The 16,773-nt window shown below is 62.1% G+C and carries 17 protein-coding genes and 1 pseudogene; 12 read left to right on the top strand and 6 right to left on the bottom strand.

Features of this window, described 5'->3' with window-relative positions; genetic code table 11:
- Positions 1-32: 32 nt before the first annotated feature.
- Both ACOJB8_RS38000 and ACOJB8_RS37995 read right to left on the bottom strand, forming a co-directional pair.
- Complete coding sequence (locus tag ACOJB8_RS38000; protein WP_475017264.1) at positions 33-425, bottom strand: type III secretion protein HrpB2; 393 nt, start codon at positions 423-425, stop codon at positions 33-35.
- Between the two features lie 90 nt (positions 426-515).
- Entirely contained in the window at positions 516-1,112 is a 597-nt protein-coding gene (locus tag ACOJB8_RS37995; protein ID WP_475017262.1) for an HrpB1 family type III secretion system apparatus protein, read from the bottom strand.
- Positions 1,113-1,368: 256 nt separating this feature from the next.
- Here ACOJB8_RS37995 and sctU point away from each other — a divergent pair, with 256 nt between their 5' ends.
- The 11 genes from sctU to ACOJB8_RS37940 all read left to right on the top strand — a co-directional run bounded on the left by sctU (position 1,369) and on the right by ACOJB8_RS37940 (position 11,842).
- A complete protein-coding gene (sctU, locus tag ACOJB8_RS37990; RefSeq protein ID WP_475017260.1) occupies positions 1,369-2,475 on the top strand; it encodes a type III secretion system export apparatus subunit SctU in 1,107 nt (368 codons plus the stop codon).
- A complete protein-coding gene (gene sctV / locus ACOJB8_RS37985; protein WP_475017258.1) occupies positions 2,469-4,571 on the top strand; it encodes a type III secretion system export apparatus subunit SctV in 2,103 nt (700 codons plus the stop codon). The genes sctU and sctV overlap by 7 nt, the downstream gene beginning before the upstream one ends.
- A gap of 10 nt (positions 4,572-4,581) precedes the next feature.
- A complete protein-coding gene (gene sctP, locus ACOJB8_RS37980) occupies positions 4,582-5,259 on the top strand; it encodes a type III secretion system protein SctP (protein WP_475017256.1) in 678 nt (225 codons plus the stop codon).
- Between the two features lie 15 nt (positions 5,260-5,274).
- On the top strand, positions 5,275-6,603 hold the full coding sequence (gene sctQ, locus ACOJB8_RS37975; protein WP_475017254.1) for a type III secretion system cytoplasmic ring protein SctQ: 1,329 nt from the start codon (positions 5,275-5,277) through the stop codon (positions 6,601-6,603).
- Entirely contained in the window at positions 6,590-7,240 is a 651-nt protein-coding gene (gene sctR / locus ACOJB8_RS37970) for a type III secretion system export apparatus subunit SctR (RefSeq protein WP_368692846.1), read from the top strand. The genes sctQ and sctR overlap by 14 nt, the downstream gene beginning before the upstream one ends.
- 10 nt (positions 7,241-7,250) lie before the next feature.
- Positions 7,251-7,514, top strand: coding sequence for a type III secretion system export apparatus subunit SctS (sctS, locus tag ACOJB8_RS37965; RefSeq protein WP_342924805.1), 264 nt, complete (start codon positions 7,251-7,253; stop codon positions 7,512-7,514).
- A 24-nt stretch (positions 7,515-7,538) separates the two neighbouring features.
- A complete protein-coding gene (locus tag ACOJB8_RS37960; RefSeq protein ID WP_475017252.1) occupies positions 7,539-8,741 on the top strand; it encodes a hypothetical protein in 1,203 nt (400 codons plus the stop codon).
- Between the two features lie 179 nt (positions 8,742-8,920).
- Positions 8,921-10,243 (top strand): type III secretion protein, encoded by a 1,323-nt coding sequence (locus ACOJB8_RS37955; RefSeq protein ID WP_475017251.1) that lies wholly within the window; start codon positions 8,921-8,923, stop codon positions 10,241-10,243.
- Positions 10,244-10,288: 45 nt separating this feature from the next.
- On the top strand, positions 10,289-10,534 hold the full coding sequence (locus ACOJB8_RS37950) for a type III secretion protein (protein WP_368692843.1): 246 nt from the start codon (positions 10,289-10,291) through the stop codon (positions 10,532-10,534).
- Positions 10,535-10,583: 49 nt separating this feature from the next.
- Positions 10,584-11,039 carry a CesT family type III secretion system chaperone gene (locus ACOJB8_RS37945; protein WP_475017248.1) on the top strand — a complete coding sequence of 152 codons (456 nt, stop codon included), beginning with the start codon at positions 10,584-10,586 and terminating at the stop codon, positions 11,037-11,039.
- A 461-nt stretch (positions 11,040-11,500) separates the two neighbouring features.
- Positions 11,501-11,842, top strand: a complete 342-nt coding sequence (locus tag ACOJB8_RS37940) for a hypothetical protein (RefSeq protein ID WP_368692841.1) — start codon at positions 11,501-11,503, stop codon at positions 11,840-11,842.
- A 323-nt stretch (positions 11,843-12,165) separates the two neighbouring features.
- On the opposite strand, the gene ACOJB8_RS37935 is transcribed toward ACOJB8_RS37940, so the two are convergent.
- The 3 genes and pseudogenes from ACOJB8_RS37935 to ACOJB8_RS37925 form a co-directional block, all read right to left on the bottom strand.
- A complete protein-coding gene (locus ACOJB8_RS37935; protein WP_368662062.1) occupies positions 12,166-13,179 on the bottom strand; it encodes an IS110 family RNA-guided transposase in 1,014 nt (337 codons plus the stop codon).
- Between the two features lie 267 nt (positions 13,180-13,446).
- Positions 13,447-13,868 (bottom strand): annotated as a pseudogene (locus ACOJB8_RS37930) (transposase); the annotation flags it as partial.
- Between the two features lie 111 nt (positions 13,869-13,979).
- Positions 13,980-14,624, bottom strand: a complete 645-nt coding sequence (locus ACOJB8_RS37925) for a group II intron maturase-specific domain-containing protein (RefSeq protein ID WP_475017279.1) — start codon at positions 14,622-14,624, stop codon at positions 13,980-13,982.
- A 172-nt stretch (positions 14,625-14,796) separates the two neighbouring features.
- Here ACOJB8_RS37925 and ACOJB8_RS37920 point away from each other — a divergent pair, with 172 nt between their 5' ends.
- A complete protein-coding gene (locus ACOJB8_RS37920) occupies positions 14,797-14,988 on the top strand; it encodes a hypothetical protein (protein WP_342924798.1) in 192 nt (63 codons plus the stop codon).
- A gap of 38 nt (positions 14,989-15,026) precedes the next feature.
- On the opposite strand, the gene ACOJB8_RS37915 is transcribed toward ACOJB8_RS37920, so the two are convergent.
- A complete protein-coding gene (locus ACOJB8_RS37915) occupies positions 15,027-16,394 on the bottom strand; it encodes a recombinase family protein (protein ID WP_475017245.1) in 1,368 nt (455 codons plus the stop codon).
- Positions 16,395-16,773 lie beyond the last annotated feature (379 nt).

Raw genomic sequence — 16,773 nt, 5'->3', positions numbered from 1 at the left:
ATCCAACCAGCCGTTGCAAGCCCGGTGCGGAATTACTGGTTCTTCATCAGTGTCTCGATTGCCGACCTGGTCGACTGGACCACGCCCATCTTCGCCTGCAGATCAAGCTGCTCGGCCGACATATCCAGCATCAGCGTAGTGGCGCTCGCCGATAGTTGCTGCATCGACATAGTTGGTACCGCCTGGACGAACGCCTGGGCGTCAACAGGAATGCGCTGCAGTTCGGCGTCCTGGGTGGCCAGGACCTTCGCGGCGGTCTGCATGCCGCTGGGCGTGTTCGCGGCCGGCGCTTCAAGATGCGCACCCTGCATCATCGACTCGAAGCGGCTGGCCAGCTCCGCCGGCGTCGTTCCCTCCTTGCTCCCGCCCTGCGCGAGCGAATCGAGTGCGGCCCGCATTTGCAGGGCTTCAAGACTGATACTCATGGGTGTCTCCTGACAGATTGCCATGGCGTTGGCGCCGCGTTCACGTGAAAATCTTCAAACCTGCACCAGACGATGCTCGGCGTCTCGCTTTCACGCGCCGATAAAGCCCTGGTATGGCACGCTTTCGGCCGCCGCGCCTGTCTGCGGGCCGCTGCCTGCGCTATTCGGCGTGCCTCGTGCGTCCGCTGGTGCTCGCGCCATCTCGATCATCGCCGCAACCGAATCGGGAATGACAAACTTGCCGTTCAATTGACCGGCCCGGTGCGCGGCCATCAGGTCGTCCCGGGCAATCAGCGCGCGCACCAGCTTGTCGGCGTCTCCGCCCGCCGCGTCACTCTCGATCACTTCGCCCGCGCACTGGCGCCAATGCGGGTCACCCTTTGCGGCAAGGCTGAAAGCAAGCAACGACTTCGCATACAGGAAGCCCGGCGCTCGCGCCACGACCTGGTGAAGGATATGGATCGCATCGTCCCAATTGCCATTTACGATGTGCAGGATGCCGTCCAGCGCATCGACTTCGGCGACATCAGGGCGCAACACATGCAGCGCATCGAGCACGAGGCCGACGTCTTCACGATCCACCGAAGGTCTCGGAAACTTTTCGAACAGCGCCACACAGATCGTTTCGATCAATCCGCCGACAATCTCGGCACTGCAGTTCAGGTACTCCGGTTTGCTGGCGTTCACGACCGCTGACTCCCTGATGAATTTATACGGGTACGAAAGTACCATAGCAACCGGATACACCGCCTTGCAGCACCGACGCGAAGCAAACGCAGCGCACCCGAAGTGCCCGGCGTGCTTCGCCTCGCACGCGCTCGTTTCGCCCGCATACCGGTCGGCGCAGGCAGGGCGCGGTAACGTCGGCACGCTTTCCGCCCATCCCGGCTACGCGCCGGCCATATCTGTCCTGGCATCCTCCCGCCGTTCACCGAGCCGTTTCATGAGCCAGACCGACGAAAAGACTCAAAAGCCCACTCGCAAGAAGCTCGCGGACGCGCGCAAGGACGGTCAGGCCGTCCATAGCGCGGATCTCGTGTCGGCTGTCAGCATGGCAGCGGTGGTCCTGCTGCTCGCAGCGGGCGCAAGCCATCTCAACGACGCGTTTCGCGGCTTGATCGCGCTCGCGATCGTCTTCGTCGATGCCGATCATTCGGACACCAAGCTTTACGCACAGTTGTTCAAGCTCGGCGGAGCGGCGCTGCTCGTGATCATTCCCTGCGTGTGCGCGGCAGCGCTCGCGGCGATCCTCGCCTGCGGCGCGCAGGTCGGCTTCAAGATCGCGATGAAACCCGTGACGCCAAACTTGACCGCCGTCCATCCAATGACCGGCCTCAAGCGTATCTTCTCCGTGAAGACTGTGATCGACATGGCGAAGATGATCATCAAGGCTGCGCTCATGGGGGCAGTCATGTATGTCACCATCAAGTGGCTGTTCCCGCTGATCGTGGGATCGCTATATCGGCCATTGCCTGGCCTCGTGCTGATGATGTGGGACATCATGGTGCGCCTGCTGGTCATCGCGACGGCGATCCTGCTTCTCACAGGCTGCGCAGACGTCAAGCTGCAGTCGATGATGTTCATCAAGCGGCTGATGATGAGCAAGGACGAAGTCAAGCAAGAAAACAAGCAGCTCGTGGGCGATCCGCGCATCAAGCGCGAACGCGGGCGGATTGTGCGATCTCTCCTGGAGACGGCGGTGCAGGCGCCCGTGTCGCTGGCTAATGTGATGCTCGTGAATCCGACACACTATGCAGTCGCACTGCGCTATGCACCCGACGAATATCCGTTGCCGCGCGTGATCGCAAAAGGCGTGGACGAACAGGCTGCAAGGCTGCGCGGCGCGGCGCGTGATGCGGGCGTGCCGATCATCGGCAATCCTCCTGTCGCGCGCACGCTCTACGAGGTCGGCGTCGACCAGCCTATTCCCGAGGAACTGTTTGAAACCGTGGCGGCGATACTTCGCTGGGTCAATGCCATCGGCGCGCGGCGCGGCGACACCGGAACCGCCTCTTCCCGTTCCGGCGACTCAACGGACCTGCCATGCTGAAAGCGCTCAAACTGCCCGCCGGGGGAGAACTCGGTATCGCGGCCATGATCGTCGCGATCCTCTCGCTGATGATCCTGCCGTTGCCACCCGCACTGATCGACATCCTGCTCGCAATCAATATCGCGATCAGCGTGACACTGCTCATGATCACGCTTTACGTGCCGAACGTGCTCTCGCTCTCCGCGTTTCCGGCACTGTTGCTGTTCACCACGCTCTACCGGCTGTCGCTGAACATTGCCTCCACCAAATCGATCCTTCTGCACGCTGAGGCTGGCCATATCATCGACAGTTTCGGCGAGCTGGTGGTAGGCGGCAACCTGGTGGTCGGGCTGGTGGTGTTTGGCATCATCACGACCGTGCAGTTCATTGTGATATCGAAGGGGTCAGAACGCGTGGCGGAAGTCGGTGCGCGTTTTTCGCTCGACGCCATGCCGGGCAAGCAAATGAGTATTGACGCCGACTTGCGCGCCAACCTGCTGACCGGCGAACAGGCACGCATGAAGCGCGCGACGCTTGCAATCGAAAGCCAGCTGCACGGCCGCATGGACGGCGCGATGAAGTTCGTCAAGGGCGACGCGATCGCAGGCCTCATCATCACGACCATCAACATGGTCGCGGGGATCGCCGTGGGTGTCGCGTACCACGACATGAGCGCGGGCGAAGCGGCGAACCGCTTCTCGGTGCTATCGGTGGGCGACGCCATGGTCTCGCAGATTCCTTCACTGCTGCTTTCGGTAGCGGCAGGCGTGATGACCACGAGGGTCTCGGACGAACGGCGCTCGAAGCCGATTTCGCTGGGCGACGAAATCGGCCGCCAGTTGAGTTCCAGTGCGCGCGCGCTGTACTTCGCGTCGGCGCTGCTGCTTGCGTTCGCCGCCGTCCCGGGTTTTCCCGCCGCGCTTTTCCTGCTGCTCTCGGGCACGCTGGCGTTTTCTGCGTTCGGCCTGAACCGCAAGACGCCGCAGCGTCCGGCCAAGGAGGATGAAGGCCTCAATGCCATGCAACGCTCGGGCTCCAGGACGCAGACGCCTGCAATCCTCACGCGCGCGCCGCAATTCACTTGCGCGCTAGGCGTGCGCATTGCGCCGGACCTGCTCGCGCGGCTGACCATTCCGTCACTTGACAAGTCGTTCGATCTCGAACGCTGTGCGCTGCAGGAAGAACTCGGCCTGCCCTTTCCCGGCATCACCATGTGGACGCATGCCGCACTGCCCCCGTCCACCTGCGAGATCCTTATGCACGACGTCCAGCAACTGCGCATTGAACTGCCGCCCGGCAAGGTGATGCTGCCCGAGGCTGCGCACATGCTGCATTTGTCGATCCCCGCAAGCGTGCCCGTGGACGCTGGTGCGCTCGCCGCGCTGATGGCGAAGGCGCAAACGCGCGACCCGATCGAACCCAGCGGCACTCCCACGCACTGGATCGAAGACCGCCAGGTGCCCCCGAAGACCACGGTATGGCGCGCGGAGCAGGTGATCGCACATGCGTCGGTGGCGCTGCTGCACCGGCATGCTCCGCTCTTCCTCGGCATCCAGGAAGTGCAGTGGATTCTCGAGCAGTTCGGCGCCGATTATCCTGGCCTTGTCGCCGAAGTGCAGAAGGGCTTGCCGCTGCAGCGCATCGCCGACGTGCTGCGCCGCTTGCTGGAGGAACACGTATCGATCCGCAACGTGCGCACCATCATGGAAAGCCTGATGGTATGGGGCCCGAGGGAAAAAGACGCGCTGATGCTCACTGAGTACGTGCGCAGCGACCTATCGCGCTTCCTTGCGCATCGTGCGACCGCGGGCGGCAAGACCCTTTCAGTGGTGTTGTTCGACCTGCAGGTCGAACAACACATCCGGCAGTCGATCAAGCAGACGCCCACCGGAAATTTCCTTGCGCTGCCGCCCGAGGACATGGCTACCCTCACTGAACGCATCAAGGCATTTGTGGGCGAGACGCCGCAAAGCGGCGTGGCGCTCGTCACGTCGATGGATATCCGCCGTTACGTGCGGCGCATGATCGAGCCACGCATCGGCTGGCTCGCGGTGTACTCGTACCAGGAATTGGGCGAGCAGGTCGAGTTCAAGCCGCTCGGCCGCGTTGGCCTCTGAAGTTGCTGCGATGACCTCGATCCATTCGCGCCGCCTGCGCGTCGTTCCCGTCGATGACCACGCAGATGATGGCGGCACATGGAACCAGACCGAGCGCTTTTCGAACTTCGATTACGCGAGCCTGTTGCGCGGCGGTCCCGGTTTGCATCGGCCGGTCGGACAGGAGCCGCATGCCGTACAACCTGCAGGCGCGCATCGCGGCGGAGCAGGCGACGGCGGCTCGCCGGCTTCGCGCGACGGCCCGTGCCTGCTGAGCGCTGGCCTGATGAACACGCGCCTTGACAGCATGGCACTGGCCCCCGCTTCTTCCGATGCCGCCGGCAACGACGGCATCGGACCGCGTGTAGAGCATGCCTCCGAGGCGCTGGTTGCCTCTGTGTTCGCGAGCCAGCAACGGGGACTCGACATAGTCGGGACACTCGCACATGAGATCGCGGGATTCGCCAATGACAGCGCCATCGCGGCAGCGGGCAACTGGGACGTGCGCATGCCGCTCGATGAGACGCTGTTTCCGCACACCACGCTCTACCTCACGCTTTCGCGTTTCGTCATGCAGCTTCGGTTCGATGCGCCGGATCCCGCGACCAGGCAATTACTCTTGGGCCACAGTGCAATGCTTGAACGGGAACTCGATGCAACACTCAGTGGGTGGGGCAACATCCGCGACATTCAGATCACCGTTTGGTAAGCGAGGGTGAAGCCAATGGCCGCTTCGGTTCCGGAACCCGACGATGATTCGCCTCCAAGGCCGCTCGTGCACGCCGCGCTTGTGCATCGGCGCGCCGCCGGCCCGGCAATGCCCGTTGCCGCGCTCAGGCTCACGCCTGTCAGTCGTGAACTGCTGCCCTTCTTACAGTCGCTGTGCGATCTTCGGCTTGCGGATTGCGCCGCGAGAGGCGGCGCGCAGCTAATCGCCATTGATGTACTCGCGGCAGGCGAACAGGCGAGCGCCGGGTCGCGAGCACGCGATCCGGCGGTACTGCGCCTCGCGTTCAGCATGGCGGATAATCCCGCCGCGCGGGCAGAAGCGCTGCTCGAGGTCGACCTTGAACAATATCCCTCGCTGCGTATAGCGCTGGGCGGCAGCATGAGCGCTCCGGCCGGCACCGCACCGGACGCAGCCGCCTCGCGCACGCGTGACGCGCTCACGCTGGCGGTGGCGGGCTTGCTTGTCGAGCCACTGCTGACGCGCATGATGGTCCTTGGTTTTGTCGATGCACGTCTTGCCGGTATCTCGCGCGGGAGCCTTGCAAGCCGCGCTTCCGGACCAGTCGTGCAACTCGCTTATGCGCTGGCGGACCCCGCGCGAGGCGCCACCGGCCGCGCGCCAGAACGCTATGAACATCTGCTGTCGCTGCCGCGCGCCGCGCTCATGGTCTTTGACGCCTGTGTCGCGCGCATCTCGCCAGTTCCGTTTTTTGATGACCTGCTACTACCGGGCAGCATTGTGCTTGGCGTCAAGGCACTGCCAGTCGCCACCCTTCAGGAACTGTCTCCGGGCGACGTCCTGCTGCGCGCCCTCTTTCCTGGACTCGACGCTCAGATCCTCGCCTCGCGCGAAACCGCGCCGGATGGCGCTGACCGAGGCCACGGCGCGCCAGCGCCCCGCGCCGTTGCCGTATGGGGCACGCCGGGGCTCAAGCGCCTGTGCGCCGCCGTGCAATTCGACGGGCCAACGCCCATCCTCGCCAAGGAGCCGTACATGTCAGACAAGCTGGACTCGGCTTTTGTCGATGCAGCCGCCGCCGTCAATCAAGCCGATGACCTCATCCGGGTTGGCGAGCTGGAACTGCCCGTGCAATTCGAAATCGATACGGTCGCCATGCCGCTTGCACAGCTTTCCACCCTTGGGCCCGGCTACGTAGTCGAGCTTCCCGTGCCGTTTGCCGACGCGCGTCTGCGTCTCGTCGTGCATGGGCGCACGATCGGGTACGGCGAACTGGTGACGGTCGGCGAGCACCTTGGCGTGCGAATCATCCGCATGGCGTACTACGCCGCGGGGCGTCCGAGGTCTGCCGATGGTTCAGTTTAGCGACATCACCGGGCTGCTGCTGGCAATCGTTGTCATCAGCGTGATCCCGTTCGTGGCGATGGTCGTGACGTCGTACGCCAAGGTCGTGGTGGTGCTCGGGCTGCTGCGAAACGCGCTGGGCGTGCAGCAGGTACCACCCAACATGGTGCTCAACGGTATTGCGATCCTGGTGTCGATCTATGCCATGGCGCCCATTGGCATCGCCGCCAGCAAGCAGTTGCAGGGCCAGTCGATCGAGCCGCAATCCTCGCAGGCGATGATCCAGATCTTCGACGCAACCAAGGAGCCGTTCCGCACGTTTCTCAAGGCGCACGCGCAGGAACGCGAGAAGCGCTTTTTCGTGCGTTCGGCCAACATGGTGTGGCCCAAGCAGGAAGCGCAGGCGCTCAAAGAGGACGACCTGATCGTGCTCGCGCCCGCCTTCACTCTGACTGAACTCACCGAGGCGTTCAAGATCGGCTTCATGCTGTATATCGCGTTTATCGTGGTCGACCTGATCATCGCCAATGTGCTGGTTGCAATGGGGCTGAACCAAATCACGCCGACCAACGTCGCGATTCCCTTCAAGCTGCTGTTGTTCGTGGTGATGGACGGCTGGTCGACGCTCATCCACGGGCTCGTAATGAGCTATCGATAGGAAACCCGCCATGCAAATGGACACGCTGATCCAGTACACCATACAGGGCGTGCTGCTTTGCCTGACCGTGTCGTTGCCGACAATGGTGGTGGCCGCACTGGTCGGGCTGGGCGTGTCGTTCCTGCAGGCGATCACATCAATACAGGACCAGTCGATTTCGCATGCGGTAAAACTCATCGCGGTCACGGTCACGATTGTCATCGCCGCGCCGCTGTCGGGCGCCGCGGTCCTGCATTTCGCCGACCAGATGATGAGCGCGGTGCTACCGCAATAGCGCGCCGCTGACAGGAGGACAACGATGACATCGATCGGATCGCAGGATGCCGCAGCGGCTGTCGAAGCGCAACGTCATTCGGAGGCGCAATGCCTCGATCACTCGCAGGCTACGCACAACGGCATGCGCTTTGCCACACTGCATCACGGCACCAGTTATGCCTATGGCGGCAATTCGGAGCATGCGAGGCAAATCCGCTCTATCAACACCCGGAATCTGCTGCGGCTCGGGTGGCTGCGCTCGGTTATGCGGCGCAGCCGCCATGGCGAGTATGCAGGCGGCGCAGAGGAAAGCGGCGGCTCCGAAGTCAGCGTGTTTCATCCGCGTGATGCGGCTGTGGCACGGCGTCAGGACGGCCGTGGCGGCCATGCTCAGCACGAAGGCAGAGGCGCCTCGGACCAAGGGGGCTCGCAGGAGCACCGCAAGAAGCTGCATGTCAAGGCCACGGGCGGGTCGATGCGCAAGAGCTTGCGACCGCACGACGGCGGCCAGCAAGGCAGCAGTGGTGACGGAACTGGCGGCGGTGGCGGCGGCAGTCAGCAACAGCGCGAGCGCCAGCCGGACGACAGGCGCGATGCGCGTCAGTCAGGAGCGGCAAGCGAAACGATAAAGCAGACCGGCACCGCCTCGCCACTCGCTGCCATCGCCGCCTGCTTTGATGCCGCCAGCGACGATCCCCGGCATTCAAGCGCCATGCGAGGCATCTGGGGCCACGGCCTGCTTGATATCGTCGACTGGCTCGCGGCCGATCCGTCCGCGGCCTTTCATCTCGGCATGATCCAGCACGTCCGGCGCTGGCTTGCGTTCAGGCGCCGCAATGGCGCACAGCCGGTCGCGGGACTCGGACCCTTCGTCGAACTGACGAAACAACGTGCCGCCACGCCCATGGGCGCAGTTACGGCAGGCAACGCCGTGCACGCCGGCAGTACGCCTGCCGTAGCCACGGCCGCTCCCTGGTCGCGTCAGGTACAGGATGGAGACGCGCCCCGCGCCTGGGGCGAACGGGTTCGCGACGCTCGTTTGCTGGCCCCGCTCATATGGCTCAATGGTGACCGGCCGTCGGCGAACGATTCGCTCGACAAATCGATTGCCCGTATCGGCATGCAGGAAGCGCTCATCGGCTTGCAAGCAACGCGCACGACACACGAGGAACTACGGGTGGATGCGCCGCGATCGGCATCGGCGGCGAGCGGCGCTGGCCCAGGCGTACGAGGCACGCGCCGCTGACAGGCGCAAAGCTTCGCCTGCGCTGTGCACGCTTCGTATAACCTTGAGTGAGCGCGATCGTGAATCGCTACATTCGACACTGGCCACTCTCGACAGGCTCCTCCGCGCACTCGGCCAGCGGGCCCGCGCAAGCCATCCCGCGGCCCCCGCCGCCACTGAACCGCAATGCAGGACACGCGATGAAAGTTCTCCGAATACTGACGGGTATCCATGCAGGCGGGTCGTTGCCGCTCACGCCAGGGCGGCACCGCGTTGGCCCGGACGACGACGCGGACATACACCTCGCCGATTGGCAAGGTCCCGACGCGCATGTCGATGTCGATGAAACGGGCGTCGTTAGCATTTCGCGCGATCTGCCCGGCGATGCCGAAGCCGACGCGGTCCTGCTGATTGACTTCGTGCCGGTCCAGTTCGACGATACTGTGCTATGTCTCGGCCCCGAAGACACGGCCTGGCCTTCTGACCTGGACCTGCTTTCCATATTGCTTGCCAGCCCGGTGAAATCGCCCCTGGCCTCACTGAGGCATCAGCGGCGGCGGCGCCGTCAGCTAACGGCGGTTGCGGCCTGTGTGCTGCTTGGCGGCGTGATCACCGCAGGCGCGCTCGTGATCACCATGCAGATCAGCGACGCAGCGTTTCCCCCAAGCGCCAACGACCGCACGTTGAGGATATCGCAGGCACTGGCCGAGTCGCACCTTGCCGGATTGCATGCAGCCCCGCTTGGCAATAGCGTGGCGGTGACCGGCATGGTCGCAAGCACTAGCGACGACGCCGCCGTGCGTGCTCTGCTTGCACGCGTTGCGCCGGACGGCATCGTGCGCAATTACGACGTCGCCCAGGAAGACGTGCGCAGCATCCAGGATTCGCTCGGCGTGGCCGGTGCGCGAGTTTCCTATGCCGGCAATGGCCGCTTCCTGATCTCGGGCCACGTGGCGGACAAGACCCAGCTCGATGCCGCCGTGGCGCGCGTGCGCTCGGATCTCGATTCGAATGTCAAGGCGCTGCTGGTCCAGGCGGACCAGGTTTCGCGGCCGGGTCCGGAATTGGCGGTAGCAAGCTACTCGGAAATGGTTTCATCGGAGGACGTGCGATATGCGGAAACGCCCGATGGCATCAAGCACATCTTCGCGGTGGACTTGCCTGGAACGCTTGCATCCAGCGATCCCGCGAGCGGTTCTCCCCTCGTGTCCGGCGACGCCAATGCCGAAGCCGAAGTCGAAGTCAATGCCGATCCTGCCGGCGCTTACGCGAATCCGAGCGGCGCGCCGGCGCGAGCACCCGCGCCTACCGACAATGCTGTGCTGGGCGGCGCGCCGCTCGAACCGGCGGCGGCCAGGCACATAGCCGGCATGGCGCCCGGGAAGGGCGCGCAAGTGGCCCGGGCCGCACACGCCGACGCCAGCAGCAGTGCGCAGATCGTGACATGGGAGGCCGCTCAGGGCGTCATGTCAACGCCGCTGCCCGCCGCCAGTCTTTCTGCGCGCCATGCGCCGCAGGGATGAGCGCGCGGCGGCCCCAAAGTTCATCGATTTATTGCGGAGACTTACATGTACGAACAGATCGAAGCGCATGCTGCCCAGTTCGACAGCCTGCGTGCGTCGCTCGCCACCCCCGGCCTTGCGGACATCGACGGGCTGCGCGGCGCGCTGGAGGCGACTGCCCGCGAGATTGGCGAGGCGCAGGGACGCACGGAACTGGACCGCGACAATCTCGCGCGACTGTACCGGGGATTCATGGCCGCGGCACGCGTGATTGGTCATCTCCAGGAACAACAAATTGGCGCTGCGCGCTGACCCGTCCGCATGCGGGCATGCCTGTCGCTTCATTTGATGGAATCATGGCGTGAGCAGCGAACGCTACACGCAGATTGTCACCGAACTGTGCGGTGTCGTGGGCTTGCCCGATGTCGAGTTCGTGCTGAAAACGCGTTCGATAGAAGTCGAGGGCTTCGATGTGCGGCTCGATTACTTCGACAGCGATCTAGATGCTATGTACGCGAATTTCCACTATGGCACGGTGACCACGGGCCGCACGCTGGTCGTATTCCGGCTGATGCTCGAAGCAAACCTGCTGGTCTATGCCCAGGACCAGGCGCAACTTGGCCTCGATACCGATACGGGTGGCATGGTGCTGGTGGTGCGCCTGCCGTTCCAAGAGAACTTGTCGGGTTCGATGCTAGCCGACCTGCTATCGCACTACGCCGAGCATGGCCGCTACTGGCGGCAAAACATCCTGGAGTCCACCGATGAAATGTTCGAAGGCATAGCGTCGGGCGAATACTACTGGCTGCGCGCATGATACCGGATATTGAAATGAGTCCGGGCGCCCTGCTCCGCACGGGTTGCAGCGCCCACGTCTTCGCTCAGGGCGATGGCTGGGTACGGTGTATGCGACGGCCGAAGCGACCGGGTCGTTTCGCGTCCCGCCGTCGGCGCGTTGCTGCCGCAAACAGCTCGCCGCACGCTTTGCCGGGTGGCATCGCTTCACTGGGTCACTGGGCTCACCCAGGATCCGTCCAATTTCTGAGCAAATCTACCTCCTGTGCGCTCTTGCGTCTGGTATACCTTAACGTGACAACGCCCGGTCGAGGCACGTGGCAGTCGTTCGCGTTCGAGGTATGACATTTCGTTTCTGGTCGCAGCTTTGTACTATTGCCATGCTAGCATTTTCGTTCAAGCCGCTCAATTCGACCCGCCATAAGTAGAGAAACTGTGGATGCACATTCATCCGCTTCATCCGATCAGGGACCGAAAACGCACATGACACTTTCTTTGGAAGACGCATTTTCCAGTGCACAGCAAACAAGACTGAATCGCCGCCTGCTGGTGGCGCTGATTGACCAAGCCGATACCCGTTGGTGGGGTGGTCATGTCGATAACTGGCAGCCCGACGAAGCACTGTTTTCCTCAGGGACGGCACTGAAGGGTTACCGGAAACTCGTGACCCGTTTCAAGAAAGGCAAAACCGCAAAGGCACACGTGCTTATGATGCACATCGACGGCACGTTCGGGGCCGTCATGTTTGGCGTGGAGTCAGCCGAGGAAGCACAGCAGCTTCTTGAGGATACGCTGGCAGAAATACGAGCCAGAACCTCAGATTGACGTCTTCAACGCCGCGCGTGAAGCCTCGGTGAAGATCCACCAGAACAAGTATCTAAGGAAGGTCTTATGTGGACGCCTCCCGGATTGCAAACAGTGTTGCGATTTTTGGCTTTCAGGTAAAGGCAGCACGCTTATGTCCGGCCCGTTTTCGCAGGTCGGTATGCGCCTGCAGGCCCTAATGGAATTAGCTGGCGAGGTCCTCATCTGCAAATCGAACACAATGGTTCATCTTCCCTATCGGGTTTTCCTCGCCCCGGTCCAACCTGTTAGCCATCATGCAGCACTTGCTTGCGCTCCTTGAGGAAGGTTTCAGGACGTGAAGTCTACGCAGCAGCGGGCGGTGAAGCCTGATAGCCCTGCGCTCGGGCAAGTACCGCCCAGATGGTTCGTGCCAGTTTGTTGGCGACAGCAGCAACGGCGACATTAAACGGTCTGCGCCTGAGCAGGCCGTCGATCCACGCCGATCGTGTGCCCTGGATGATGACCGAGCGGGCGCCGTGCATTAGCAGTGTGCGCAAATAGGTGTCGCCGCGTTTGCTCAGGCCCATCTGTCGTACCCGTCCACCCGTTCCCGTCTGCCTCGGCACCAGACCCAGCCAGGCGGCAAACTCACGGCCGGATTTGAACGTTCGCGCATCGCCGATAGATGCAACCGTCGCGGTGGCAGTGAGAAGGCCAACGCCAGGGATGTCGGCGACCTTCTGGCAGTCCCCGTTGTTACGAAAGGCGGTAGCGAGCCGCCGCTCAAGCACGGTGATTTCCTTGTCGGTGGCCTGAACGCGATTCCATTGCTCACGCAGGCTGTCGATCAGGATCCCTGGCAGACGTTCAGCGACCCCTGCAAGCGTGGCAGGGAATGCTTTGGCGAAGGCCCGATAACTCTCGGGCAGTGTTTCGCCGAACTCGTATAACAGGCCGCGCAACGCGTTGGTTTGCATGATGCGGAACTTCATGAGCTGGGCACGCATCCGATGTATCGCCAGGATGGCTTGCTGATCTTCACTCTTGATAGCAACAAAGCGCGCATCCGGCTGCTGCGCCGCTGTGCAGATGGCTCGGGCATCGGCCGCGTCGGTCTTGTTACGCAACACAAACGGCCGCACTGACCGCGCGGAGATGAGCCTCGCATCATGACCGAGCTGCTGCAACCGTCTCGCCCAGTCGTGTGCGCTGCCACAGGCTTCCATCACAACAACCGAAGGTGCGCGCCTGGCGAAGAACTCGAGAACCTGTGCACGCTTTAGCTTGAGTCTTTCGATCTGGCCGCTCTGCGGGTCGAGTGCATGAAGCTGGAATACCTGCTTGGCAATGTCCATTCCGATGAGGGTGGGTTTCATTTCCGGTTCTCCTTGACGCGCGGTTGACGAGCACCCTTACTTTGGCATACGCAGACCGACGCGTGCCAAGTCTCCCGCGCCCGGTCCGTCACTTCCACGACGGCCCGTTTCCGGGGGGAGGCGTCCATACCATCTGCACAACTCGTTTTCAGAGCACTGATTTGGACTCGTATCGGCCGTGAGAGCCTGCTGGCAGATTGGTTGTCCGGATTTTGCAGCGTGACGACCTCCGTGTTCCGAGACTCGCAGCCTCAATCTCCTGGCGTTTCAGGCATTGCGTAAAGCCTTGCGCGCCATCCAAAGGTTGCCCAGTGCAAACAGCGTCGTGATCTGCGCGGTGTTCTTCAGCAACCCCGGTACCGGCTCTCCGTATAGTCAAACTGCTGCCTGAGCACACGGAACGGATGTTCGGCCTTGGCGCGGATGCCGCCTTTCCGGCGTTCAATCTGATCGAATATCGCGTCCAAACGATTGTTCAGGTCCAGTTTTTGACGCTTACCTGATCGCATCGCGACATGCCAGCGTACCGGGTTTGCCTGACGGCGCTTCTCAATACCCTGACATCCGGCGTCAGCGTACACGTCCTTTTCCTGGCCGTGCAACAGCGCTTCGGCCGCGGTGATATCGTGAACGTTGGCCGCTGTGCCTATAACGGTGTGCACCAAGCCGGATTCGGCGTCCACGCCGATGTCGGGTAAGCGCGTGCTGTTGCCAGCACGCGCTCCCCTAAGAACCGGACGTGCAAGTCGCCCCGCATCCGGCTCAAGCCATTCACCAGCACCAGTGTTGGTACCGGGCAATCAATCGTCAGTCGCGGCGCGGCGACGGGCAAAGTAGGACGACCACGCAGGGTCAAACGGATTGGCCTGGCCACGTACCTTCACGTGACGAACAATCGGAACCGCCGCAGCCCGGAACAGCCGGGTTACCCCGTGGGCTTCGGACCGGGCAGTAAACGCCCAGGTACGGTTCCCCTCTACGTGGAAGTATTTGTGTTTCACCCAGCCCGCGCCTTTCGTGGGGTGCCGACGCATCGCCCATTTCCACAAGAGGCGCCAGATGTGAGCATCTATCGACGTAAAATGAGCTTTTGAGACCACATGACGGTGATACATGGCCCAACCGCGAATCACTGGGTTGAGCTGTACGATCAGATTCCGCTGTGTGGCGCTCCGGTGCTGCCTCACGATTTCCCTCACCTTCTCCAGAAGTGCCTTCACACTTTTGTTGGCCGGTTTGATGAGCAGCTTGCCCGCGTACTTGCGGACATTCTGCCCAAGGAAATCGAACCCATCGGCAATATGGGTGACTCTGGTTTTCTCTTCCGAGAGTTCCAGACCCCGAACAGCCAGGAATTGCTTGACTGCAGGGAGTACGTTCTGTTCCAGAATTTCCTTCGACACTCCGGTCACAACGAAGTCGTCCGCATACCGGTTGACGTTGATCTTGAACTTTCAGCGTGCGCGTTCCGTCGGTCCCACGCTTGCATCTACTACCGCTTCCAGTCCGTCTAGCGTCATATTCGCGATGACAGGCGAGATTGCGCCGCCTACAATGTTGCATACTTTTCTCTCCTGCGTCTGAGTCGGTCGAATTTTCGCTGCCGCGAACCGGCGGTTGCGGATCGACACGGAACACAACGACGATCTCGTCCTTGTGGATTTCTACGCGCTTGACCAGGCCCAGAACGATCTTGCGTTTCGTTTCAAGATCAATCGCATCCAGCTTTTCAGTGACGGCGGCTGCAAACTCCTCAAGCCGGTTAATGACGAGAAACAGCTCGCTTTGCATCGCGCCGTGGCGCCGTGATTCCTGGATCTGCTGTTCAATCTGTTCGAGCCGACTCTTCAACTGCTGCATCCTTGCTCGAAGTCAGCCTTGTCGATGATACCGTCGGAGTAGCCGTCGATCAGTCGCGATTTGCTCTTTTCGAGCTGAAGCCGCTGCTTTTCCAGACTGCCGGTATCGAAGCCGCGCTTTTCGCTACGCTCCATCACGTCGAGTCGACGTTCATACTCTTCTTTCAGTCGATCGGGATGCCTGAGCAATTCCACAACCTGATGCCATACCAGCTCATCGAGCTTGTCTGTCCGTACCTGCAGGTTGTCGCAGATACGTTCGCCGCCGAACCGGTAGGCGTCGGTTCCAACGCAGCGGTAATAGGCATAGTCTCGCTGATGTCCCTTGGCCGCCGACTTGCTCACTTTCTTCGCGTAGTAGGCGTAACGGCACTGTCCACAAACAGTGAGCCCCTGCAGCAGGCGAAGCGGCGCATTATCCCGGCGCTGGCGTGCCAGCTTGCGGTTCTCGGCAAGCTGCTCCTGAACGATTTCGAACAGTGCTTCGCTGACGATTGCCGGCACCGGAATTTCGATCCACTGCTGCCGGTCCGCGCGTTTCGCTGAATACGGTTTCCGGGGCACGTCGGCGCTGTGACGCTGGGCACGCACGCGCACCTGATGATCGCACGCCTGCGTTTTGCCAAACGCAGCCCGCCCCATGTACGCCGGATTACGCAAGATGCCCCATACCACGCTGCGGTCCCAGTACGGCTTGCCCGATGCCGTCACGGTACCGGCCTCGCCAAGCCGACGTATCACTTCTCCGAGGCTCAGGCGCTCCAGCCCGACCCACTCGAAGATCGCTTTCACCGTGGCGGCTTGCGGCAGTTCGATGACGTACCGCGCTGGCGTCCCGTCGAGCTGTCTTCGGATATAGCGGTAGCCGTAAGGCGCCCCTGATAGCACATTGACGGTACCGCGTTTCGCGCCGTGAAGCTTGCCGCGGCGGTGACGCTCTGCGATTTTTGCCCGCTCGTACTCCGCTATCATGCCCTGCATCTGCAGCAGCAGTGATTCTTCCGGCGTCGTGCCAATTGCATGATTGAGAAACACGACCTGTACGCCGCACGAGGAGAATTCCTCCATCAGCAGAGCTTGGTGCGCATATTTGCGCGCCAGGCGGTCTGGCGCGAGGATGTACAGCCGATCGACCGTCCCGAGCGCGGCGGCGTCGCGCAGGCGCTCCAATTGCGGCCTGACCAGCGTTGCACCGCTCACCCCGGCATCGACGAAGCACATGTCCTCCACAATCTGCGCCCCGTCGGCCCGAATTCGTTCTTTCAATGCAGCGATCTGGCTGTCTATCGTGCCGCGTTTGCTTTGCTGCTCGGATGACACTCGCGCGTAAAGCGCGACCATGGCAACGTTGCTCATCGTTTCCCTCGCTTCATCGCTTTCGCCGTTGCTGGCCTTGCATCCGATGCGTGCCTCGTGCTTCGGGCATCAATCGGACTGAGCTGGTCATAGGCCTTCTCCAGTGGTCGCTGGAATAGCGGTTCGGCTCGAAAGCGAGACGCACTCGCCAGTGTTTGCGTCGTCCCCGTGTCATCGACTGGGCTCCCGGTTAGCGGGAGCAACGGCCTCAAGCACGAGAACCGCATTACTGGCAGGACATTCTCTGGACCATGGCGCCAGACACTCCCTCGATATGCGAAGGCCCCATCTTACCCGCGAGTTTGCTATGTTGTTGCCGGGGCTATCTCGCCGGTGATCGCGAATATGGCGTTGGATGGGCTTGAGGCAGCAGTCTATG

Source organism: Paraburkholderia sp. BR10141, assembly GCF_056155635.1.
The sequence above is the reverse complement of the archived record's forward strand: the minus strand, read 5'-3'. Positions and strand labels throughout refer to the sequence as shown.